Source organism: Rhodococcus sp. NPDC078407 (assembly GCF_044542515.1).
In the GTDB taxonomy this organism is placed as follows: Bacteria; Actinomycetota; Actinomycetes; order Mycobacteriales; family Mycobacteriaceae; genus Rhodococcoides.
Map to the genome: position 1 here is coordinate 245,433 of NZ_JBITUQ010000004.1, position 18,399 is coordinate 263,831.

The window sequence follows — 18,399 nt, forward strand, 5'->3', positions numbered from 1 at the left end:
GGCTCAACGTCGCAATTCGGTATCGAGTTGAACCATGAGCACGCTGAATCGCGTACGCCCAGTGATCGGTGGCGGAAACCGGCGCAAAACCGAGCGTAGCGTTGCGTCCGCTTGTGCATTGATCCATTCGATCTGCTTTGCAACAGCTTTGGGGTCGGCGAGCACCAGATGGATGGCGGATCCGAGCATGTGTTTGACCTGATGTGGGCTGTACAGCGGATGGACAAAGGCAGCACCGGCGGCGTGCATTGCGGACAGTGCGGCGTCCGTGGCCTCGGAGGCAGGCATTTCCCGGGCAGCTTTGTGCGCGCCCCAGGCAAGGTGGCGAAGTGCTGTCGTGCGGTGGCCGGTCTCCGCAAAAGCCTCGGCACCGTCGATCGCCGTACGTGGACGCGCATCGTTGGGGTTGGCCATCTCGAAGATCGGCAACGCCCGTCGTGCGCAGGTAGCTGCGAAGTCCGTCACGTGTCGAATGTCGTCGACGCTCAGCTCGACTTCTGCATGCCAGGACACCTCAGATTTCCTTCATTCCTCGTACACCTCCGTGGTGATGCAGAAGGGGTGGCCGGCGGGGTCGAGGAGAACGCGCCATCGCGGGTCCGGTTGCTCCACTGCTTCTGTCGCGCCGCATTCGACGGCGTAAGAAACGGACTCGTCCAGGTCGGCTCCGGCGTTCAGATCGAAATGCACGATGAATGCCGACGGCCACAGGGGCGGAGCGTAGTTCGCGACTCTCTGCGCGACGATGTTCATGCCCGCCTGTGTTCTGATTCCGGTGCTGTCCAGGTTCTCCCACAGCAAGTCTCCGCCGAGTAGCGCGAGGTAGAAGCGAGCGAGCACCGCTGGATCGGCGCAATCGATGGTTATACCTGCGACGTCGAGATGTGGGCGCGACATGCCACGACAATACGGGCGGTGGTGTGCTGAGTGTCCACAATTCGGGCCGAGAAGCGGGATTCCGGACATGAACAGTAATGGTGGACGCTCAGCCCACCTCTCGCGCAGCGCACTTGACCTCGAGTGCACTCGAGGTTGCAAGGTTGCTTCATGCATACGACTTTCGACGAGTTGCCGCAGCTCATGACTCTGATGACAGGCGACGAAAAGCACCGTCCCAGTGCAACGTCCACGCTCGATGTGCTGTGGGTGCTGTACTCCGACATTCTTAGGGTCGACCCAGCGAATCCTGATGACCCGCGGCGGGACCGGTTCTACCTATCCAAGGGCCACGGGCCCATGGCGTACTACGCAGTGCTGGCGGCACAGGGGTTCTTGACGCGGTCCGAGCTCGCTTCGTTCGGCACCTACCACTCGCCCTTGGGCAGTCACCCGGATCGCACGTTGGTTCGCGGAGTCGACATCGGATCGGGATCGCTCGGTCACGGTCTCGCTCTGGCCGCCGGAACCGCTGTTGCGCTGAGGATTCGGAAGAGCAACGCGCGAGTGTTCGTACTGATCGGCGACGCCGAGCTCGATGAGGGCAGCAACATGGAAGCCATCCAGTTCGTCGGGCGCTCGCGGCTTGGGAACCTGACGACGGTGGTGATCGACAACGATTCGGCCGGCTTGGGGTGGCCCGGGGCTATCGCGTCGCGCTTCGCCCTCGAAGGGTGGTCGACCTCGGACGTCGACGGACGTGATCACGGTGAACTCCGGACGGCACTCAGTACTGCTCACCCGGACCGGCCACACGTGGTGGTAGCCCATGTGGAGAGGAAGGAGAGCTGATGACCGCAACGCTGGACCAGCGCGAGTACTTCTATCGTCTGCTGCCCGAGCTGTTGGCGCAGGACGAGCGAATCGCGTTGGTGCTGGCCGAGATCGGAGTCGGCTATCTCGAGCCGGATCTCACCGAGGATGTTCGATCGCGGGTCATCAACGTCGGGATCCGAGAACAGGCGATGATCGGAGTAGCAGGCGGTATGGCGCTCGCCGGAATGCGTCCGATCGTGCACACCTTTCCGCCGTTCCTGATCGAGCGGCCATTCGAGCAAGTGAAGCTAGATCTGGGGCATCAGGGCGTCGGCGCAATTCTGGTGAGCTCGGGCGGGTCCTACGGCTGGCCGCAGGGCGGCGAGACCCACTTCGGTCAGCGAGATGTGGCACTCCTCGACACTCTGGGCGGCTGGACGGTCCACGTTCCCGGGCACGTGGACGAGGTCGAATGGATGCTGCGCACTGCGGCGGCAACCGACGATTGCGTTTACATCAGGCTCGACGGAGTGTGCAACGAACGTCCGCACGGCCAAGAAGACGCTTCGATGACCGTTCTGCAGCAAGGTAATTCGGGCACGGTCATTTCGGTCGGTCCGATGACGGACCGTGTCCTGGTCGCAGCCCGTGGACGTGACCTGACGGTGCTGCACGCGTCGACGATCAGGCCCTTCGACGGTACGACTCTCCGTACGACGCTGACTGCGCCCGACGTCATGATATGGAGCCCTATCTTGCGGAAACCTCTGTGTGTCAGGTCGATCGGGCTCTATCGGACATACGGCATCGAGTGCTGGGGATCGGCGTCGAGCCCGGAGAGCGCAGGAAATACGGGACTGTGGCCCAACACGACCAAGCCAACGGTCTCGACATCGAGGGGCTGTCCCGATCGATGGACGACTTCTTCGGTTGATCAGTTCTGGCGGCGCTCGTACCTGCTCTTGGCAACGTTGTAGGCGGCGTCGAGTAGTTCCCGAACATTCGTATCGGTCCGCGACGACGGGTTCACCACCGACATCCATCCTGCCGTGCCGTATTGAGGGTGGGCGGCGATGACGTCGTCGCTGTCGGCCTGGGGTGCGTGGGCCGCGTCACGGGGCGGCACTCCCAAGAACTTCTCGAATTCTTGCTTTCCTGCAACGATATTGACACGAAACGCGCCTGTCCTGTCCAGTCGAGACAGTTCGTCGTCCGGGTAGTTCTTGGTCACGATCGTCGCAAACGGCTGAGTGGTCGGGATGGTGCCGTCGGGCGAGTAATAGAAGAACACGTCGCCCCATGCGAGCTCGGGGGTTCCGTCTCCTTCTCGGGGCCGCTGTGTGACAGTGCCCTCGAAGCTACCGACCAGATTCACGATGTCGTCGAGTGTCATGCATCGATGTTCACATGTTCGTCCGCTCTTGCCCAGAGTTACCTCGTCGCAGTAGCGGCCGCGCGGTGGATGATCTGTTCGATTAGATCGGCGTCGTCGGAATCTCTCGGTGCGTACAGGAAGACGTAGGTCTCAGGTAGCCCGAGAAAGGGGCGTCCTGCCAGCGGGTGCAGTTCGCCCCACCCCGCGGATACGACGGTCTGCGCATCGTCCGGTTGCAGTACGACGTGCAACGAACCCTCGGTCTCGTGTACGTGCACTATTTCGCCTTTGGTCCGAGAGATACAGGGCGAGGCAGACCGTAGATCGGAAAGATACAGCGCGTCACCCCTACGCTCGAAACGACTGCGCGCCAGATGGAACGGTCCATCCAACAGCACCTCGGCGGTGACGGCGGCAGTAAGCCGCTCGATCAAGGCATGGGTCGCCCGATCAGTGAGCTGGCGATGGGGAATGGGGTACGGCGCGACTGACGGCCGTCGTCCGGGGCGGTGTTCGAGCTGCCAGTGCAGACCGGTACCGGATGAACCGTCGACACGAAGTGGGTCGCGTCGCGCACACAATCTCAGGGCGGTGGTGATCAACCAGCCACCGACATTGGCGGGGAGACCGCCCGGCCCCAGGTCGATCCATGCGGCGTAGTCGCTCTTGACCTTCTGCACGGGTTCAACGTAGCTGCTGGGGCCGGGCGGTGACAGTCCGTCAGACCGGGCAGCTGACGGTGTACGTCCAGACTGTTCCCACAGGTCCCGTGACTCGGACCAGCACCGCGGTAGCGGTGCCCGGAGGAACCGAGACCACGACGGATCCGACGCCGGTGCTGCCACCGACGTAGCCGGTGTTGTGGATCGGTGCACCCTGGTAGAACACCTCGATCTGATCGGGCACGTTCACGGTGTCGTAACTGAGGACGAACGAGGTCGGGCCGGTTCGACCCAGCTCGTGCAGCGTCTCCGTCACACCTTCCTCACCCGACAATGTCGAGGCGTTGCATTGCTGAGTTGCGATACCACCGTTCGCCGAACCCGTGTCGATTCCGAGGATGCCGCCGGCGATGGCACTCCCGCTCCCGAGGATGCGGACACTGTTGTCGATGATGTTCCCGCCGTCGAGAATGGCGCTGCCACTGTCGAGAATGGCGCTGCCGCTGTCGATGATGGGGCCGAGTTCGGGCTGGGCCAGGGCCGATGCGGGTGCGGCGAGCGCGAACGCTGCGACGGTCAGGACGACCGCCGCCGAACGGCGGCCCAGGTTCTTACGAATTCGACTTTTACGCGACACAATTCCTCCACCGAACGTACGTGACGGGCTGTCCGTCTCAGCGATGGTGACATGGCAACTGCCGGTTCGAGTATCCCTCATTCGGATGATCCTACGAGCCGAAAGCTCTGCGCCCCAAAGACTATTGTCGTTCGTTCGGCTGAACGGCGCGCAGTGTGGATGTTCGCCGTCGATGCCTCCAACGGTCTCAGATGATCGACCCGATCGTGCGCGCTGCATCGGGAAACTCGCCGGGGTTGGGGCCTGCGTAGTTGAGTCGAAGATATTTACCGGTGGGTTCGGCGGGGAAGTAGTCGTTTCCGGCCCCGACGATCACACCGGCGGATTTGCACTGTTGCACAACCTGATCCAAGTCCACGTCATCACGCAAGCGCATCCACAGGTTCAATCCGCCGCACGGCACGGCGTCGAGGTGGCCACCGGGCGCGAACTCGATCAGGCTGTTCGCCAACAAGTCTCGACGCGACGCCAGCTGCGTGCGAAGATGCCGAAGGTGCGTACGCCAGGCAGGTTGGGTGACCACGTCCAGCGCGACGGTTTGCAGGATCCCGCTGACATACATCGATTCGGCACCGGTGTCGGCAAGGATTCGCTGATGAGCGGGTCCGCGAGCAACCAAGCCCGCCAATCGAACCGACGGCGATACCGTCTTCGTGAGCGATCGGAGATAGACCACATGTCCGGCGTCGTCCCGTGCGGCCAGTGGGTTGGGTTCGGCGGTGATGCCGAAATCGTGAGCCGAGTCGTCCTCGATCAGGAATGCGCCGTGCCGTCGAACGGTGTCGAGAACCTGCTCGCCCAGCGCCGGCGACCAGTGGGCTCCGGTCGGGCTGGCAAACGTCGGTTGGGCGTAGAACGCCCGAGAGCCGGTGCGTGCGAAAGCCTCCGACAGTGCATCGGGATCAGGACCGTGCACGCCGCTGGGGACCGGTACGACGCGGACGCCCGCCTGGTTAGCAGCGAGAATCGCGCCCCAATATGTCGGCGATTCCATCAGCAGCGGCCGGCCGGCCCCGACGAGTGCGCGAAATGCGGTGCCGAGGCCGGTCTGACTCCCGGGAATGATGACGACATCGCTGGCCGACGGCGGCGTGACGCCTACCGGTGTCGACGTCCCCAACTCCGCGGCGAACCACGCCCGCAGTTCGGGCAGTCCGGCTGTCGGGGGTCTGGCGATCACCGCGTCGGTGCGGGACGCCCGAGTGAATGCAGCATGAACGAGTCTCTCCGGCAACAACTCGCGAGCCGGATAGCCCGAATGGAGCGCGATCACATCGCTGGAGGTCGACTGCAGAGCCGCCGGTAGTTGCAGTCGATTGTCCGGCGCGCCCAGCGCCGCGGTCTGCCATCCATAGTCGTTGGGCCGGGCCGTGCGGACGGTTCTCACGAAAGTGCCCACACCAGGGCGGCTTTCGATGACGCCTTGTGCGGTAAGTGCGCGCAGCGCCTTCTGCACCGTCACCGGACTGGCCTGATGCTCGGCCACCAGCGAGCGCGTGGACGGCAATTTGGCCTCGGCCGGTGCCGCCGCGATCCACTGCTTCAGGGCCGCCACGATTCGAGAGCTGCTATCGTCGGACATGACACAGCATAGTAGCGCTACTCGAACTGGTGCGGGACCGCTATCACGCGTCGGACTGTTGTGGGGATTGGCAGGCGTCACTGCATTCTCGTTCACCGTTCCGCTCACCCGCATCGCCGTCACCGGTGGCCTGTCACCGCTCTTCGTCGGCACCGGTCGTGCCGTATTGGCCGCCGCACTGGCGGCAACGGCTCTGGCTGTGACGAGGCAGCAGCTTCCCCGAGGCGGGCAGTGGCGTCGGCTGGTGGTGGTCGCGGCCGGTGTCGTCATCGGGTTTCCGGTACTCACCTCGTACGCCCTCACTACGGCCTCGGCCGGCCACAGTGCCGTGGTCATCGCATTGCTCCCGGCGGCGACGGCTGTTGTCGCGGTAGTGCGAGAACGGCAACGAGTTCGGCCGATGTTCTGGATGGTCGCAGCCATGGGCGCTGTCGTTGCCGTGGGCTTCGCCTTTCTGGGGACGGGAACGGCCGCTGGGCTGCAGTGGTCGGACCTACTGCTACTCGGGGCCGTGGTTGCCGCGGCGGTCGGCTACGCAGAAGGGGGCTTGCTGGCCCGTGAACTAGGCGCCTGGCAGACGGTGTCGTGGGCTCTGGTGGTGAGCATTCCGGTGACCGGGGTGTTGGCCACCGTCGCGTGGTGGAAGCAGCCGTCGACGGCAGGTGCACCCGAGTGGGCATCGTTCGCCTACCTGGCAGTGGTGAGCATGTACCTCGGATTCTTCGCCTGGTATCGGGGCTTGGCCATCGGTCCCATGTCGAGTGTCAGTCAGATACAGCTGGTCCAACCCGTCCTCACCCTCTGCTGGGCCGCGATCATCCTGCGCGAGGGGTTGACGTGGCCGGTGGTCGGGGGTGGAGCGGCGGTCATCGCATGTGCAACAGTGGCGGTCCGGACCCGGATGTCGCCGACCGTTCGGCAGGAGGAGTACTCGACATGACGAAATCGATCGATCAGGCGCGCAAGCTCGAGAACGTGCGCTACGACATTCGTGGACGCATTCTTGACAAGACCGAGGAACTCGAGGAGCAGGGGCACGCGATCCTGCGCCTCAATGTCGGCAATCCTGCCCCGTTCGGTTTCGAGGCACCGGACGAGATCATGATGGCGATGATCCGCAATCTCCCGACTGCTCAGGGCTATTCCGACTCACGCGGCCTGTTCTCGGCGCGCACCGCGGTGGTGCAGTACTACCAGACCAAGGGTCTGACAGACCTCGATGTCGGCGACGTCTACCTGGGTAACGGGGTGTCGGAATTGATTACGATGACGATGCAGGCCCTTTGCAACCCGGAAGACGAGATTCTGATCCCCTCGCCCGACTATCCGCTGTGGACGGGTTCGGTGGCCCTGGCCGGTGGGGTACCCGTCCATTATCTGGCCGACGAAAGCCAGGACTGGGCCCCGGACTTCGACGACCTCGAAGCGAAGATCACTCCCCGCACCCGGGCGATCGTGGTGATCAACCCCAACAATCCGACAGGGGCGGTGTATTCACGCGAGGCGCTGCAACGATTCGTCGACCTTGCACGTGAGCACGATCTGATTCTGCTCGCCGACGAGATCTACGAAAAGATCGTCTACGACGGTGCAGAGATGACGAATCTGGCCACCCTGACCGGGAAAGATGTTCTGTGTCTGACCTATTCAGGCCTGTCGAAGGCGTACCGAGTGTGTGGATTTCGTGCAGGTTGGTTGGCGATCACCGGGCCGCGTCGACGAGCGGCCAGCTTCATCGAAGGCATCACGCTGCTCTCCAACATGCGGATGTGCGCGAACGTTCCGGCGCAACACGCAATACAGACTGCGCTCGGCGGCAGGCAGTCGATCGAGGATCTGCTGCTTCCGGCGGGCAGGCTTACTGCACAGCGTGACCTGGCGCATCGGATGCTCAACTCGATCGACGGAATCAGTTGCGTTCAGGCTGCGGGCGCGCTGTACATGTTCCCGAAACTCGACACCGAACGTTTCGGCATCGTCGACGACGAGAAGTTCGTGCTCGACCTCCTCGAATCCGAGAAGATCCTCGTCAGCCACGGCCGCGCTTTCAATTGGGATGTGCCGGATCACTTCCGGCTCGTCACCCTCCCCAACGTCGATGATCTCGCGACGGCATTGGAGCGGCTCGGCAACTTCATGAGCTCCTACCGGCAGTAGCGATCAGCTCTGATCCGGCTCGAACAGATCCTCGATGGTGCATTCGAAGGCCGCGGCGAGGCGAAAGGCGACGGGCAGGCTCGGGTCGAATCGTTCCTTCTCGATGGAGATGATCGTCAGGCGGGTGACGTCGATGCGCTCAGCCAGTTCGCTCTGAGACCAGCCCTGCTCGGTGCGACGTCGTCGAACACTGTTCTTCACTCGGAGAGCGCGCGATGTCGCGCGTAGGCGTACCGGGCGATGAACGATGCGAACGCGGCGAGAAGCAGGCCGATCAGGAGCAGTGTGGTCGGTGGCTCGGCCCGCGCTATCGACACCACGGTCAGTGTCAGGCCCAGAATGCAGACCAGGTCGGTGGCCGTCCCGCTCGATGCAGTCGTCGCCCAGTGGGATTCGATGCTGTCGCCCGACGAGTACACAGCCTCGGCCGTCTTCGGCGCGATGAGAAGGATCCACCCCAGCATCGCTCCGAAGGGCAAAGCGGTGAATCCGAACACCACCGCTGACGTTCCCGGCGCAACGGGCGAGACGAGCCAGGCGAGCAATGCCGTCGCCGCCGCCGTGGCGAGGCCGATGGCCCCGGCCGACAACCATCTGAGGGTCATGCAAAGCTCCGATCGAAGTATAGTTCGCTATACGTATAGGAAACCATACATCTCGGCGTGTGTGGTCCTCGCCGTAGCTCTGGCGGTAATATTCCGACACGTAGATCGTCGGGATTCGGCGTCGTACCCAGCCCTAGGAGCCAGCCCGTGCATTCGTCTTCATTCGGAGGTCTGTGATGGCCGGCGGACTCGTAGCCCTGCTCGACGACGTGGCCGCGTTAGCGCGTCTGGCAGCTGCATCCATCGACGACGTCGGTGCAGCAACCGGTAGAGCGACGGCGAAGGCGGCAGGCGTCGTCATCGACGACGCGGCGGTGACGCCACAGTACGTCCGGGGTCTTGCGGCCGAACGTGAGTTGCCGATCATCAAGCGCATCGCCGTGGGTTCGTTGCGCAACAAGCTGCTGATCATTCTGCCGATCGCGTTGCTTCTCAGTCAGTTCGTGCCGTGGCTGTTGACGCCCATTCTGATGCTCGGTGGCTGCTACCTCAGCTACGAAGCCGCGCACAAGATCTGGGGCGCACTCTTCGGCCACGGCGACCATCACTCCGCCGCCGAGGACGAGCCGCGCGACGAGGACAGCGTTGTTTCCGGAGCAGTGCGCACCGATCTGATTCTGTCCGCCGAAATCATGGTCATTGCGCTCGACACCATTGCTGCAGAGGGCTTCTGGAGCCGACTGGTCATCCTCGCGGTTGTCGCCGTGGTCATCACGATCGTCGTCTACGGAGTCGTCGCGCTGATTGTGAAGATGGACGACATCGGTCTGAAGTTGGCCGACGGTTCCACCGGGTTCGTCGAAAAGTTCGGCCGAGGCCTGGTCAAGGGTATGCCGAAGGTCATGTCGGTGCTCTCTGTCGTGGGTACCGCAGCGATGCTGTGGGTGGGCGGACACATCCTGCTCGTCGGTATCGACGAACTCGGATTCCATCCGATCTACGAACTCGTGCACCACGGCGAGGAGGCCGTCCGTGGCGTCGCCGGCATCGGCGGAGTGTTGGCGTGGGTCGTCAACACTCTGGCGTCGGCGATCATCGGCGCGATCGTGGGCGGCATCATCGTCGCTGCGCAGCTCGGAATATCGAAGGTGCTCGCGAAGCGCGCTGCCGCCAAGTAGAGGCGGGCGGCATTCACGGTTGTCACCGATGGGCCAGCTCGAACACACGCTGTTCCGATGCCGAAACGTCGGCGAGCGATGCCGTCAACTCGTCCCACGCTCGCTGAACGCGGAGTTCATCTCGGCGCAGGCGCTTCTGGGCGGCAGCGAGTCTCCGGCGCTCAGCCTGAAGTGCTCGTTGGTCGCGATCGTGACGGGTCAGGAAAAGGTACGTGTGCGGATCGAACGGATACATGCCAACTCCTATGGTGTGGTGGGGAATCCGTGCATCAGGACCATGACGTGTTCGCGTTCTGCCGGTACCGCGTTCTCGCCGTGACGCCGCCATTTGTCGATGACCGCGCGCATCTCCGTGCCCATGGATTTCGTTTCTTCGGCAGTGAGCCGCAAAACGTCGTCGCTACTGAATGCCGCCGCCACCCACTCCGGGCCCCACGATTCCGAGGTTCGTCCGAAGTCGTGCAGGCGTGACCATTGATGCGCCAACCAGGAATCCATGGAGGCCTTGGCGACCGACAACGACTCGGGTGAATTCGAGAAGTCGTTTTCCGACCAGCTGAACCCTCCTTCGTGGGCCTCCGACCACCACCGCTGACGCTTGTCCGATCCGTTCTCGACCTCTTTGACGAATCCGTGCTCGGCTAATTTGCGCAGGTGATAGCTCACCGAGGCCGGTGACTCGTCCACCAGATCGCCGAGCTGGGTGGCCGTCATCGACTTGTTGGCACGCAGCGCGTAGAGCAGCCGCAGCCGGATTGGATGTGTCAGCGCCTTGAGCTCGGACATGTCCGTCAGCTTCCGCGGAGTCCGGGGTGGGGGTGGTGGGCTCATGAACCAACCATAACTCGAAAGAAATATTTCGCAATAGTTCTTTCGGAGTGTGCCCGAGGGTCAGTTCTTCCAGTTGACCGCAAAGTCGAGCCAAGTCGCGCTCATCGCCTGCTCCTGCAGGATCACGATCAGCAGCGCTCCGAGGCAAATCACGATCGGAGCGGGCAGGATCCACCACGACCACCGTCGATCCTGGCCGACGACGTGGAGGACGCGAATTGCCCAGAGCAGCCCCACGGTCAGCAGCACCACGACCGCTACCGCACCGACGAGCAGCGGATCGAACCATGCGAAGTATCCGCGGGGAGACGGCCACCAATTCCCGGACATGACAACCAACGCGACGACGGCGATCGTTGTGAACGCGAGCAGGATCGGACCGGGTGGCTTCGCAGCTTTTCGAGGCGCGTTGGCTGCCTCGATCAGGCGGTCGATCAGGCGGTTCGGCATGGATTCGACGGTACTAGCTGCTGTGCACGGTGACGGCGTATCCGTCGGGGTCTTGCAGGACGAAGGTTTTTCCGAAGGGCCCGTCGAAGGGGTCGTTCAAGATGGTGACTCCAGCCGCGATCAGCATTTCGTGTAGCGCCACGGCGTCGTTGCATTCGAGCCACAGTGCAACTCCGAGTCCGGCTTGCCCGGTGTCGAGATCTGTTCCGGGAGCTGGGTTTCGGACAGCAAACGGGATGGGTGAAGTCATGAAGACCACCGCGCCGGGCGGTGCCTGAGGTGCGCGGACGAGGCCTAGCTGGGATTCGTAGAAGTCTGCGCTGACGGCGAGGTCACGTACTTGGAGGGAGAGGAAGCTGGGTCCGGAAACGGCTGCGACGGTCATGTCGGGTCCTATCTTTGGCTTGTCAAGTTCTTGACGATCCGAATGTATGTCAAGATGTTGACATGAGTCAAGTGGACGTCGACACCTCGATCGGATACGCCCTCAAGCGGGCTACCTCTGCCCTGCGTTCGGCGATGGACGAATGTCTACGTGATCTGGACATCACCGTCTCGCAGTACTCGAGCCTCGAACTCCTTGCACACAAGCCGGGGCTGTCCAACGCCGAGCTCGCTCGGGCGGTGTTCGTCAGCCGGCAAGCGACCCATCAGCTGTTGGCCGGTCTCACGCGCGAGGGTCTGGTGGAGATAGAGGGGGCCGGTCGAGACCAGCGCCTGTACGTGACGGAACGTGGAATCGAACGTCTCAGGCACGCGTCGGCTGCCGTCGCCGAGGTGGAACGTGCCATGATCGCATCGCTCGCCGCACAGGAGCGAGAAGTGCTGCATCGCAATCTAGTTGCGTGCGCGGAGGCGTTGGACGGGCGCGCGCAGTCGTAACCGCACACGCGTTCTCCCGCTCAGGCGAACTCGGCGTGCATTTCCCAGATCATGATCTCGCTCGCAGTCGATGCTGTCACGCGCTGTCCGCCGGTGCCGGTCAGTCGCACCGCGTCACCCTGGACGACATCGCCGATGTCCTCGAACACCGCGGAGCCGTCGGCGACGAAGACGTGACCGAAAGGGGCTTCGGGAACGACGATCGATTGTCCGGGCTGGAGCCGCGCAACATGCAGTGCCACAAAGCGATTACCGATGCGTACTCCGCTCACGTCGGGCATTCCCGACGCCACGCAGACGAGCTCGCCCGATGCCAACTCGCCTCGAACATCCAGCTCTTCGTACGACGGCACCCGGCCGTCGGCATCCGGCGGAATCCACATCTGCACGACGCGTAACTTCTCGCGGCTCGACCGACTCGACGCATTGCGTTCGGTGTGGCGAATGCCGGTGCCGGCACTCATGCGTTGAATCGTTCCGGGACGGATCTGCCCGGTATTGCCCTGGGAATCAGTGTGTTCGAGCGTGCCTTCGAGAACCCACGTGAGGATCTCCATGTTCTGGTGGTGATGCGAGTCGAAGCCTTCGCCGGGAAACACCGTGTCCTCGTTGTGCACCATCAGCAGTCCGTGCGCATTGGCCGCGAGGTCGTAGTTGCCGGTGGCGGGAAACGACTGCTTGGAGTCGAGCCACTCGTTCCACCAGTGATGTCGTTCGGCACTGCGAACAAGGGTGAGGGTCACGACGCGTGGTACCGCATTGCCGAGAATGTGCGTGTGAGAGCCGCGAGATCGCTCGGGTTCACGAGGTCGAACATGTTCTGTCGCACTGCTTCGACGTGGCCCGGGCTGGCGGCGGCGAGGGTGTTCATACCGGCTTCGGTGAGCTCGGCGGACATTCCTCGCTTGTCGTCGTCGCATTTGACGCGAACGACCCAGCCGTTGTCGACCAGTCGGCTGATGGCCCTGGTGACGCCGCTGCGCGTGGTGGTGACAGCGTCGGCCAGTTCGCTCATTCGCCGTCGTCGGTCGGGTGCTTCGGAGAGCACGACCAGCAGCTCGAAGTCGGTGAAGGATATTCCGGAGTCGCGTGTGAGTTGATTGTCGAGGTCGCGGAGCAACAGCCTCGTCGCGTCGAGGTACGCGCGCCAGGCCTGCTGTTCGTCGGCATCGAGCCACCGTGGTGAGTCCATACCTCCATGCTAGTTGACAACGCAACTATCGGGTGTACTGTTTTTGGTAGTTGACGAAGCAACTACTTGACCGGAGGGTGGAGCGATGACCGAGACAGATGTACACACCACAGAGCGGGACCGCATTCGTGAGCAGTACATGAAGCCTGCAGGCGAGCGGCCGGCATCGTCGGCCCGCGGACTCCATCACACCGCATTGGTCAGTAGCGACGTCGAGGCGACGGTGCGCTTCTATCAGGATCTGCTCGAGTTCCCACTGACCGAGCTCATCGAGAACCGCGACTACCCCGGCTCTTCCCACTTCTTCTTCGACATCGGCAACAGCAATCTGCTGGCCTTCTTCGATTTTCCGGGCCTCGACGTCGGTCCCTACGCGGAGGTTCTGGGCGGTCTGCACCACGTGGCGATCAGCGTCGAACCCACTCGCTGGGAGCATCTGCGCAGCAAGTTGATCGACGCCGGCGTGGAGCTGATCGAGCACAGCGAGGTCTCGCTGTACTTCCGCGACCCCGACGGTGCGCGGCTGGAACTCATCGCGGATCCGCTCGGTGAGATGTACGGATCGCACGTTCTATGAGACCCACCTACTTCGAGAACCGAGGCAATGACATGACCTCTGCAGCAACCACACTCGATATCCGGCGCGCCGACGACCGATCGAAGACCAAGATAGGCTGGCTCGACTCCAAGCATTCCTTCTCGTTCGGTAACCACTTCGATCGCGGTAACACCCACCACGGTGTCCTCATGGTCAACAACGATGACATCGTCACGCCAGGAATGGGATTCGAGACCCACCCGCACCGCGACATGGAGATCATCACCTGGGTTCTGCAGGGATCGCTGGTCCATCAGGACTCGATGGGTCACTCCGGCGTCATCTATCCCGGTCTGGCGCAGCGTATGAGCGCGGGTACCGGAATCCTGCACTCCGAGAAGAACGATTCGTGGCGGCTGGGCGATACTGCCGGCTCGTATTCGGGCAAGCACGGTGATCCCGTTCGGTTCGTCCAGATGTGGGTCGTACCCGATGAGCAGGGCATCACTCCGGGCTACGAGCAGCTCGAGATCGACAACGAATTGCTCAGCGGCGGTTTGGTTCCCGTCGCCTCCGGTATGCCGGACCACGCCGACCACGCAGCCATCCGCATCAAGAACAAGTACGCGGCGATGCACGTAGCGCGCATACGGTCCGGGCAGGCCGCTGTCGAGATCCCCGATGCGCCGTTCGTACACATTTTCGTCGCCGAGGGTGAGGCGATGCTCGAGGGCGTCGGTCTACTCGCCGAGGGTGACGCCGTGCGCGTCAGCGGGGGTGGCGGTCAGAAGCTGAGCTCGGCCAGCGGTGCCGAAGTGATCGTGTGGGAGATGCACGCCGCGATCGCCGGGTGAGGTTCGGCTACCTCTTCAGTCCGAACATTTTCGCGATCGTCTTCTCCATGAACGTCGCCGGAAGCAACCGCCGGGCGAGGAACACCACCGGTGCGTTGCTTCCTCTGGCGTACAACGGTTTCGGCTTGTCGGCCTCGATGGCCTTGATCACGACTTCGGCGACATCCTCGGCGGAGATGCCGGTACCTTCCTTGCGGTCGAGGGACGAGATCGCGGTGTGGAAATCGTCTCGGTGGACCGAATCCGATGCGATGTACTTCGTTCGCCGCTCGCTGATCCCGGTGTTGATCGACCCCGGCTCCACCGTGGTCATCCACACGCCGTAGGGCGAGAGTTCCAAGCGTGCCGCGTCGGAGAAGCCCTTGATGGCGGCCTTCGTCGAGGCGTAGGACGACCGGTAGGCGAGCGGGAAGCTGGCCAACATCGAGCCGACCATCACGATGCGGCCGTACCCGCGCTCGCGCATACCGGGAATGACGCCCTGCGACAACGTCACTGCGCCGAAAACGTTCAGTTGGAAAAGCCTCTCGATGGCGTCGGTCGGCAGCTCCTCGAACGGGCCGGACTGACTCTCACCGGCGTTGTTGACCAGAACGTCGACAACTCCCAATTCCGCGACGAACGTCTCGATCGACGCGGCATCGGTCAGGTCGAGGGCGCGATAGTCGACGCCTGCCGCGCGTCCCGCGTCGGGAATCGAATCGGGGTTTCGGGAGGTGCCGATCACGCGATACCCGCGTTCGACCAGTGCCGACGCAACGGCCTTGCCTATTCCCGACGAAGCTCCGGTGACCACTGCGGTGCGATTCATGCCCGAATGGTACCGGTGCGCTCGAACGTTGGCCGATGACCGGTAGCGGGTGACGAAACCGTGCAAACCATTTAGTCTGTTACCCGTGCAAACGAACTCCGCTGCCCTGCTGATCGAGCACCTGTGCATGGCCTTCGGGCCCAAAGTTGCCGTCGACGACCTGTCTCTGGTGGTTCCACCAGGTTCGATGTACGGGCTGGTCGGTCCCAACGGCGCAGGCAAGACGACCTGTCTTTCCATGGCGGTCGGTCTGCTCAGGCCGCAGTACGGTCGAAGTCTGGTGTTCGGACGAGACGTCTGGGCCGATCCCATCGCCGCGAAAGAGCTCCTCGGCGTACTGCCCGACGGGCTCGCTCTGCCATCCCAGTTCACCGGCCACGAGCTTCTCACGTACTTCGGTCGACTACGCGCAATGCCAGAAGACGTCATCGCGCAGCGTCGAGACGAGCTGCTGGACGCGTTGGATCTCGCCGACGCCGGGGGAACCGTCATTGCCGACTACTCCGCGGGCATGACCAAGAAGATCGGGTTGGCCTCGGCGCTGCTGCACGGTCCGCGCCTGCTGGTGCTGGACGAGCCCTTCGAAGCGGTAGACCCCATCTCCTCCACGACCATTCGCAACATTCTGGTTCAGTTCGTCCGGTCCGGCGGATCGGTGATTCTGTCGAGTCACGTGATGGCGCTCGTCGAGCAGCTCTGCACTCACGTCGGCGTCATCACCGGAGGTCGCGTCGTGGCCGCCGGAACCGTGGACGAGGTCCGCGCGGGCGGGAGCCTCGACGACGCCTTCGTTCGCTTGGTCGGTAGTCGGGAGCAGAACCCCGACGGTCTGTCCTGGATGCGCTCGTGACGTCCCTCGGGCGCACCGTCCTGCAGATGCGAACAACGCTCTACCGCAGGCAGTTCCAAGGTGGACAAGCGGCGGTCAAGGTTCTGTTCGGGGCACTGGGACTGGTGTTCGCGGTCGTGGCCTGCGTGTTGTCTGCGCGTAGTGGAGCCTCGCAGGTGTTGGTCGGCGGCACCGCGAGCCTCGGGCTGACCCTGCTGGGCCTGAGCTAAGTACTGTTCCCGGTGCTGTCGGGAATCTCGGACGACAACATCCAACCCCGCCACTTCCAGATGCTGTCGGTGGAACCCGCACGTCTGGCACGTGCATTGTTGACGACGTCGGCAGTCGGCATGGTTGTGCCGCTGACAGCCATTGCGACGGCATCGATCCCGATCTATGCCGTATCGCGTTCTGTCGCAACACTTCCACTTGCCCTGGTGGCCTGGCCTGCGACCGTCGTGCTCTTCGTGACTCTGTCCAGGGTGGTTACCGTGGCGATGTCTCAGCTGTTGAAGAGTCGACGCAGTCGAGAGTTCGCTCTGCTGGCGTTCGGGGCGCTCTTCGGCGGGCTGTACTTCCTGCAGTTCCCTATCACCCAGAACTTCTCTCGGGTGGTGTCGGGTGAGGTGATATGGCCTCTGACGCTGGCACATTCGATTCCCTTCAGCTGGGGAATCACCGGTGTCGATGCTGCGCTGGACGGTAATTGGCTGCTCGCGATCGGCGCAGTGGCGGGTCTGCTGCTTCTCGATGTCGTATTGGTGTGGTCGTGGCAGCGACTTGTCCTGCGGCTCTTCGAGGGACGGGTGTCTGCCTCGTACGGTGCGTCGCGGAAGCAGACGGCAGCGAACGGACGCAACGGCGACACCGGTTGGCGGGCATCGCGGGTCGGCGCGGTGGTGACGCGTGAGCTGGCCCTGTGGCGCGGCGATATGCGTCGTCGAAGTCAGTTGCTGTCGGTCCTCATCTTCGCGGTGCTCGGCGGAATCGGTCCGTTGGTGACCGACTCCATACCGTTCGACGCCGCGTGGGGCGCGTGGATCGTGATCTTCATGGCAATGGGTGCGGGATCGAATCTGTACGGCCTGGACGGCGGTTCGATGTGGCACCTGGTGATGATTCCGCAAGCTCTGCGCGACGACGTCCGTGGTCGGCAGATCGCCTGGCTGATCGTGGCCGCACCCCTTGCGATCGTGTCCACGGCGGTCGTCCGAATCTTCGGTGACCTCGGACTCGACCGGTTGGCAGTCCCCATCTCGGTGACGCTGTCGATGCTCGGCGTCAGCGCTGGGCTCATCGTCGTGATCTCGGTCCGTGCCGCCTACCCGGTCCCTGAACCCACCAAGGCCTTCTCGCTGAACACGCGCGGGTCGTTCAACGGAGGCTCGGTCGCCCTGGTCATGCTGGCAATAGTCGTTCTCGCAGTGTAGGTACTGCCCGCTCTTCTGCTGGCTTTGCTCCTCCCCGGGGCCCTCGCATACCTCTCCGTCCCCGTGGCCGCGGCAGTCGGATGGCTGGGTATGTGGTGGGGTGCGCGGATGGCCGTCGATGCGCTGGTCAGCGACTCCGACAAGATCCTGCACGAGGTGGTGTCACGGTAGCGCGCGGATCGCGCGACAGGGATTACCTACAGCGAAGGTGTGCGACCCATGGCGCACAGGTTACCGATCGATCGACCTCTCGAAGAGTGCGACGCTGAACCATGAACTACCGTCGGCGAATTCGCGCCGACCGACGTGGCGGAAGCCTTGTCTCAGGTAATAGCTGCACAGCTCCGTGTTGGTCTCGGCGCAGTCCAATCTCAGCAGCGATCGCCCTTCGTGACGGGCTCGCCGCGAGGCCGAGTCGAGCATGGATGCGCCAAGTCCGGTTCCCGCTTCATTTCTGTCGATCACCAGGCCGTGCACGTAGCCGGCTCTGTGGTCCTGATCGGGCCAAATGCACGGGTCGGACCAGATCAAACGAAGCGCTCCGACCAGCGGGCCGTCGGGGACGCGTCGGACGATGTGGAACCCCCTGCGTCGATCTGTGCAGCCACGGTCGACAGGGAAACCTCGCGAGGTGCCCATTGGTCGATGTGCCGGGCCGCCAACCAGTCCTCGGCAGCGTGCCGCAGGGCAAGTATCGTTGCCGCGTCAGCGGCAGATGCGAGTTCTACGGTGAGCACTGTGTCATCGTACGGAG

General features: G+C 63.2%; 29 protein-coding genes. 12 read left to right on the forward strand and 17 right to left on the reverse strand.

The genetic code is table 11. The features are described from left to right. Positions 1-3 precede the first annotated feature (3 nt). Positions 4-513: a putative immunity protein gene (locus ACIGGF_RS07005; protein WP_397520659.1), complete on the reverse strand. Its 510-nt coding sequence runs from the start codon at positions 511-513 to the stop codon at positions 4-6. A gap of 12 nt (positions 514-525) precedes the next feature. Continuing rightward, positions 526-897 (reverse strand): VOC family protein, encoded by a 372-nt coding sequence (locus ACIGGF_RS07010; RefSeq protein WP_397520660.1) that lies wholly within the window; start codon positions 895-897, stop codon positions 526-528. 150 nt (positions 898-1,047) lie between these two features. Between ACIGGF_RS07010 and ACIGGF_RS07015 the strand changes: the two genes are divergently transcribed. Together ACIGGF_RS07015 and ACIGGF_RS07020 are read left to right on the forward strand one after the other, a co-directional pair. Next, positions 1,048-1,728: a thiamine pyrophosphate-dependent enzyme gene (locus ACIGGF_RS07015; protein WP_397520661.1), complete on the forward strand. Its 681-nt coding sequence runs from the start codon at positions 1,048-1,050 to the stop codon at positions 1,726-1,728. Next, the gene (locus tag ACIGGF_RS07020; RefSeq protein WP_397520662.1) at positions 1,728-2,669 is read left to right on the forward strand and encodes a transketolase family protein; all 942 of its coding nucleotides are present in this window, start codon (positions 1,728-1,730) and stop codon (positions 2,667-2,669) included. Before ACIGGF_RS07015 ends, ACIGGF_RS07020 begins: the two co-directional genes overlap by 1 nt. On the opposite strand, the gene ACIGGF_RS07025 is transcribed toward ACIGGF_RS07020, so the two are convergent. The 4 genes from ACIGGF_RS07025 to ACIGGF_RS07040 all read right to left on the reverse strand — a co-directional run bounded on the left by ACIGGF_RS07025 (position 2,627) and on the right by ACIGGF_RS07040 (position 5,948). After that, positions 2,627-3,085, reverse strand: a complete 459-nt coding sequence (locus ACIGGF_RS07025; protein WP_397520663.1) for a DUF6194 family protein — start codon at positions 3,083-3,085, stop codon at positions 2,627-2,629. The genes ACIGGF_RS07020 and ACIGGF_RS07025 overlap by 43 nt on opposite strands. 38 nt (positions 3,086-3,123) lie before the next feature. After that, complete coding sequence (locus ACIGGF_RS07030) at positions 3,124-3,747, reverse strand: hypothetical protein (RefSeq protein WP_397520664.1); 624 nt, start codon at positions 3,745-3,747, stop codon at positions 3,124-3,126. 40 nt (positions 3,748-3,787) lie between these two features. Beyond that, a complete protein-coding gene (locus tag ACIGGF_RS07035; protein ID WP_397520665.1) occupies positions 3,788-4,447 on the reverse strand; it encodes a hypothetical protein in 660 nt (219 codons plus the stop codon). A 106-nt stretch (positions 4,448-4,553) separates the two neighbouring features. After that, entirely contained in the window at positions 4,554-5,948 is a 1,395-nt protein-coding gene (locus tag ACIGGF_RS07040) for a PLP-dependent aminotransferase family protein (RefSeq protein ID WP_397520666.1), read from the reverse strand. On the opposite strand from ACIGGF_RS07040, the gene ACIGGF_RS07045 reads away from it, so the two are divergent. Further along, on the forward strand, positions 5,947-6,888 hold the full coding sequence (locus ACIGGF_RS07045) for a DMT family transporter (RefSeq protein ID WP_397520667.1): 942 nt from the start codon (positions 5,947-5,949) through the stop codon (positions 6,886-6,888). The genes ACIGGF_RS07040 and ACIGGF_RS07045 overlap by 2 nt on opposite strands. Next, complete coding sequence (locus tag ACIGGF_RS07050; protein ID WP_397520668.1) at positions 6,885-8,105, forward strand: pyridoxal phosphate-dependent aminotransferase; 1,221 nt, start codon at positions 6,885-6,887, stop codon at positions 8,103-8,105. The genes ACIGGF_RS07045 and ACIGGF_RS07050 overlap by 4 nt, the downstream gene beginning before the upstream one ends. A 3-nt stretch (positions 8,106-8,108) precedes the next feature. Here the strand turns inward: ACIGGF_RS07050 and ACIGGF_RS07055 are convergent, their stop codons facing one another. Both ACIGGF_RS07055 and ACIGGF_RS07060 read right to left on the reverse strand, forming a co-directional pair. Then, positions 8,109-8,306 (reverse strand): helix-turn-helix transcriptional regulator, encoded by a 198-nt coding sequence (locus ACIGGF_RS07055; RefSeq protein ID WP_397520669.1) that lies wholly within the window; start codon positions 8,304-8,306, stop codon positions 8,109-8,111. After that, positions 8,303-8,710 carry a hypothetical protein gene (locus ACIGGF_RS07060; protein WP_397520670.1) on the reverse strand — a complete coding sequence of 136 codons (408 nt, stop codon included), beginning with the start codon at positions 8,708-8,710 and terminating at the stop codon, positions 8,303-8,305. The genes ACIGGF_RS07055 and ACIGGF_RS07060 overlap by 4 nt, the downstream gene beginning before the upstream one ends. A gap of 176 nt (positions 8,711-8,886) precedes the next feature. Between ACIGGF_RS07060 and ACIGGF_RS07065 the strand changes: the two genes are divergently transcribed. Further along, on the forward strand, positions 8,887-9,828 hold the full coding sequence (locus ACIGGF_RS07065) for a DUF808 domain-containing protein (protein ID WP_397520671.1): 942 nt from the start codon (positions 8,887-8,889) through the stop codon (positions 9,826-9,828). A gap of 22 nt (positions 9,829-9,850) precedes the next feature. Here the strand turns inward: ACIGGF_RS07065 and ACIGGF_RS07070 are convergent, their stop codons facing one another. The 4 genes from ACIGGF_RS07070 to ACIGGF_RS07085 are packed head-to-tail and all read right to left on the reverse strand — an operon-like array spanning position 9,851 to position 11,494. Further along, positions 9,851-10,063, reverse strand: coding sequence for a hypothetical protein (locus ACIGGF_RS07070; protein ID WP_397520672.1), 213 nt, complete (start codon positions 10,061-10,063; stop codon positions 9,851-9,853). Positions 10,064-10,071: 8 nt separating this feature from the next. Then, positions 10,072-10,659: an ArsR/SmtB family transcription factor gene (locus tag ACIGGF_RS07075; protein ID WP_397520673.1), complete on the reverse strand. Its 588-nt coding sequence runs from the start codon at positions 10,657-10,659 to the stop codon at positions 10,072-10,074. Between the two features lie 60 nt (positions 10,660-10,719). Beyond that, complete coding sequence (locus tag ACIGGF_RS07080; RefSeq protein WP_397520674.1) at positions 10,720-11,109, reverse strand: hypothetical protein; 390 nt, start codon at positions 11,107-11,109, stop codon at positions 10,720-10,722. Positions 11,110-11,122: 13 nt separating this feature from the next. Next, the gene (locus tag ACIGGF_RS07085; RefSeq protein WP_397520675.1) at positions 11,123-11,494 is read right to left on the reverse strand and encodes a VOC family protein; all 372 of its coding nucleotides are present in this window, start codon (positions 11,492-11,494) and stop codon (positions 11,123-11,125) included. Between the two features lie 62 nt (positions 11,495-11,556). Here ACIGGF_RS07085 and ACIGGF_RS07090 point away from each other — a divergent pair, with 62 nt between their 5' ends. Then, positions 11,557-11,991 carry a MarR family winged helix-turn-helix transcriptional regulator gene (locus tag ACIGGF_RS07090; protein ID WP_397520676.1) on the forward strand — a complete coding sequence of 145 codons (435 nt, stop codon included), beginning with the start codon at positions 11,557-11,559 and terminating at the stop codon, positions 11,989-11,991. A 20-nt stretch (positions 11,992-12,011) separates the two neighbouring features. Here the strand turns inward: ACIGGF_RS07090 and ACIGGF_RS07095 are convergent, their stop codons facing one another. Both ACIGGF_RS07095 and ACIGGF_RS07100 read right to left on the reverse strand, forming a co-directional pair. Continuing rightward, positions 12,012-12,734 carry a pirin family protein gene (locus tag ACIGGF_RS07095; protein ID WP_397520677.1) on the reverse strand — a complete coding sequence of 241 codons (723 nt, stop codon included), beginning with the start codon at positions 12,732-12,734 and terminating at the stop codon, positions 12,012-12,014. Next, entirely contained in the window at positions 12,731-13,183 is a 453-nt protein-coding gene (locus tag ACIGGF_RS07100) for a MarR family winged helix-turn-helix transcriptional regulator (RefSeq protein ID WP_397520678.1), read from the reverse strand. Before ACIGGF_RS07100 ends, ACIGGF_RS07095 begins: the two co-directional genes overlap by 4 nt. A gap of 85 nt (positions 13,184-13,268) precedes the next feature. On the opposite strand from ACIGGF_RS07100, the gene ACIGGF_RS07105 reads away from it, so the two are divergent. Further along, on the forward strand, positions 13,269-13,760 hold the full coding sequence (locus ACIGGF_RS07105; RefSeq protein ID WP_397520679.1) for a VOC family protein: 492 nt from the start codon (positions 13,269-13,271) through the stop codon (positions 13,758-13,760). 32 nt (positions 13,761-13,792) lie between these two features. Then, the gene (locus tag ACIGGF_RS07110) at positions 13,793-14,575 is read left to right on the forward strand and encodes a pirin family protein (protein WP_397520680.1); all 783 of its coding nucleotides are present in this window, start codon (positions 13,793-13,795) and stop codon (positions 14,573-14,575) included. Between the two features lie 7 nt (positions 14,576-14,582). Here ACIGGF_RS07110 and ACIGGF_RS07115 read toward each other — a convergent pair whose 3' ends face one another. After that, positions 14,583-15,386, reverse strand: a complete 804-nt coding sequence (locus ACIGGF_RS07115; RefSeq protein WP_397520681.1) for an SDR family oxidoreductase — start codon at positions 15,384-15,386, stop codon at positions 14,583-14,585. Positions 15,387-15,513: 127 nt separating this feature from the next. On the opposite strand from ACIGGF_RS07115, the gene ACIGGF_RS07120 reads away from it, so the two are divergent. From ACIGGF_RS07120 to ACIGGF_RS07135, 4 genes are read left to right on the forward strand one after another with little or no spacing between them, the layout of a single operon-like run. Further along, positions 15,514-16,236, forward strand: a complete 723-nt coding sequence (locus ACIGGF_RS07120) for an ABC transporter ATP-binding protein (RefSeq protein ID WP_397520713.1) — start codon at positions 15,514-15,516, stop codon at positions 16,234-16,236. Beyond that, complete coding sequence (locus ACIGGF_RS07125) at positions 16,233-16,445, forward strand: hypothetical protein (RefSeq protein WP_397520682.1); 213 nt, start codon at positions 16,233-16,235, stop codon at positions 16,443-16,445. The genes ACIGGF_RS07120 and ACIGGF_RS07125 overlap by 4 nt, the downstream gene beginning before the upstream one ends. A 12-nt stretch (positions 16,446-16,457) precedes the next feature. Further along, positions 16,458-17,645 (forward strand): ABC transporter permease, encoded by a 1,188-nt coding sequence (locus tag ACIGGF_RS07130; protein WP_397520683.1) that lies wholly within the window; start codon positions 16,458-16,460, stop codon positions 17,643-17,645. A 24-nt stretch (positions 17,646-17,669) separates the two neighbouring features. Next, positions 17,670-17,816: a hypothetical protein gene (locus ACIGGF_RS07135; protein ID WP_397520684.1), complete on the forward strand. Its 147-nt coding sequence runs from the start codon at positions 17,670-17,672 to the stop codon at positions 17,814-17,816. Positions 17,817-17,876: 60 nt separating this feature from the next. Here ACIGGF_RS07135 and ACIGGF_RS07140 read toward each other — a convergent pair whose 3' ends face one another. Both ACIGGF_RS07140 and ACIGGF_RS07145 read right to left on the reverse strand, forming a co-directional pair. After that, positions 17,877-18,221: a GNAT family N-acetyltransferase gene (locus tag ACIGGF_RS07140; protein ID WP_397520714.1), complete on the reverse strand. Its 345-nt coding sequence runs from the start codon at positions 18,219-18,221 to the stop codon at positions 17,877-17,879. Beyond that, a complete protein-coding gene (locus ACIGGF_RS07145; RefSeq protein WP_397520718.1) occupies positions 18,173-18,382 on the reverse strand; it encodes a hypothetical protein in 210 nt (69 codons plus the stop codon). Before ACIGGF_RS07145 ends, ACIGGF_RS07140 begins: the two co-directional genes overlap by 49 nt. Positions 18,383-18,399: the final 17 nt, after the last annotated feature.

What these genes read in the sequence shown, in the direction of transcription:
- ACIGGF_RS07010 (WP_397520660.1), bottom strand. Translation starts at nt 897, where the DNA reads ATGTCGCGCCCACATCTCGACGTCGCAGGTATAACCATCGATTGCGCC.
- ACIGGF_RS07015 (WP_397520661.1), top strand. Translation starts at nt 1,048, where the DNA reads ATGCATACGACTTTCGACGAGTTGCCGCAGCTCATGACTCTGATGACA.
- ACIGGF_RS07020 (WP_397520662.1), top strand. Translation starts at nt 1,728, where the DNA reads ATGACCGCAACGCTGGACCAGCGCGAGTACTTCTATCGTCTGCTGCCC.
- ACIGGF_RS07025 (WP_397520663.1), bottom strand. Translation starts at nt 3,085, where the DNA reads ATGACACTCGACGACATCGTGAATCTGGTCGGTAGCTTCGAGGGCACT.
- ACIGGF_RS07035 (WP_397520665.1), bottom strand. Translation starts at nt 4,447, where the DNA reads ATGAGGGATACTCGAACCGGCAGTTGCCATGTCACCATCGCTGAGACG.
- ACIGGF_RS07045 (WP_397520667.1), top strand. Translation starts at nt 5,947, where the DNA reads ATGACACAGCATAGTAGCGCTACTCGAACTGGTGCGGGACCGCTATCA.
- ACIGGF_RS07040 (WP_397520666.1), bottom strand. Translation starts at nt 5,948, where the DNA reads ATGTCCGACGATAGCAGCTCTCGAATCGTGGCGGCCCTGAAGCAGTGG.
- ACIGGF_RS07050 (WP_397520668.1), top strand. Translation starts at nt 6,885, where the DNA reads ATGACGAAATCGATCGATCAGGCGCGCAAGCTCGAGAACGTGCGCTAC.
- ACIGGF_RS07060 (WP_397520670.1), bottom strand. Translation starts at nt 8,710, where the DNA reads ATGACCCTCAGATGGTTGTCGGCCGGGGCCATCGGCCTCGCCACGGCG.
- ACIGGF_RS07065 (WP_397520671.1), top strand. Translation starts at nt 8,887, where the DNA reads ATGGCCGGCGGACTCGTAGCCCTGCTCGACGACGTGGCCGCGTTAGCG.
- ACIGGF_RS07070 (WP_397520672.1), bottom strand. Translation starts at nt 10,063, where the DNA reads ATGTATCCGTTCGATCCGCACACGTACCTTTTCCTGACCCGTCACGAT.
- ACIGGF_RS07075 (WP_397520673.1), bottom strand. Translation starts at nt 10,659, where the DNA reads ATGAGCCCACCACCCCCACCCCGGACTCCGCGGAAGCTGACGGACATG.
- ACIGGF_RS07080 (WP_397520674.1), bottom strand. Translation starts at nt 11,109, where the DNA reads ATGCCGAACCGCCTGATCGACCGCCTGATCGAGGCAGCCAACGCGCCT.
- ACIGGF_RS07085 (WP_397520675.1), bottom strand. Translation starts at nt 11,494, where the DNA reads ATGACCGTCGCAGCCGTTTCCGGACCCAGCTTCCTCTCCCTCCAAGTA.
- ACIGGF_RS07090 (WP_397520676.1), top strand. Translation starts at nt 11,557, where the DNA reads ATGAGTCAAGTGGACGTCGACACCTCGATCGGATACGCCCTCAAGCGG.
- ACIGGF_RS07100 (WP_397520678.1), bottom strand. Translation starts at nt 13,183, where the DNA reads ATGGACTCACCACGGTGGCTCGATGCCGACGAACAGCAGGCCTGGCGC.
- ACIGGF_RS07105 (WP_397520679.1), top strand. Translation starts at nt 13,269, where the DNA reads ATGACCGAGACAGATGTACACACCACAGAGCGGGACCGCATTCGTGAG.
- ACIGGF_RS07110 (WP_397520680.1), top strand. Translation starts at nt 13,793, where the DNA reads ATGACCTCTGCAGCAACCACACTCGATATCCGGCGCGCCGACGACCGA.
- ACIGGF_RS07115 (WP_397520681.1), bottom strand. Translation starts at nt 15,386, where the DNA reads ATGAATCGCACCGCAGTGGTCACCGGAGCTTCGTCGGGAATAGGCAAG.
- ACIGGF_RS07120 (WP_397520713.1), top strand. Translation starts at nt 15,514, where the DNA reads ATGGCCTTCGGGCCCAAAGTTGCCGTCGACGACCTGTCTCTGGTGGTT.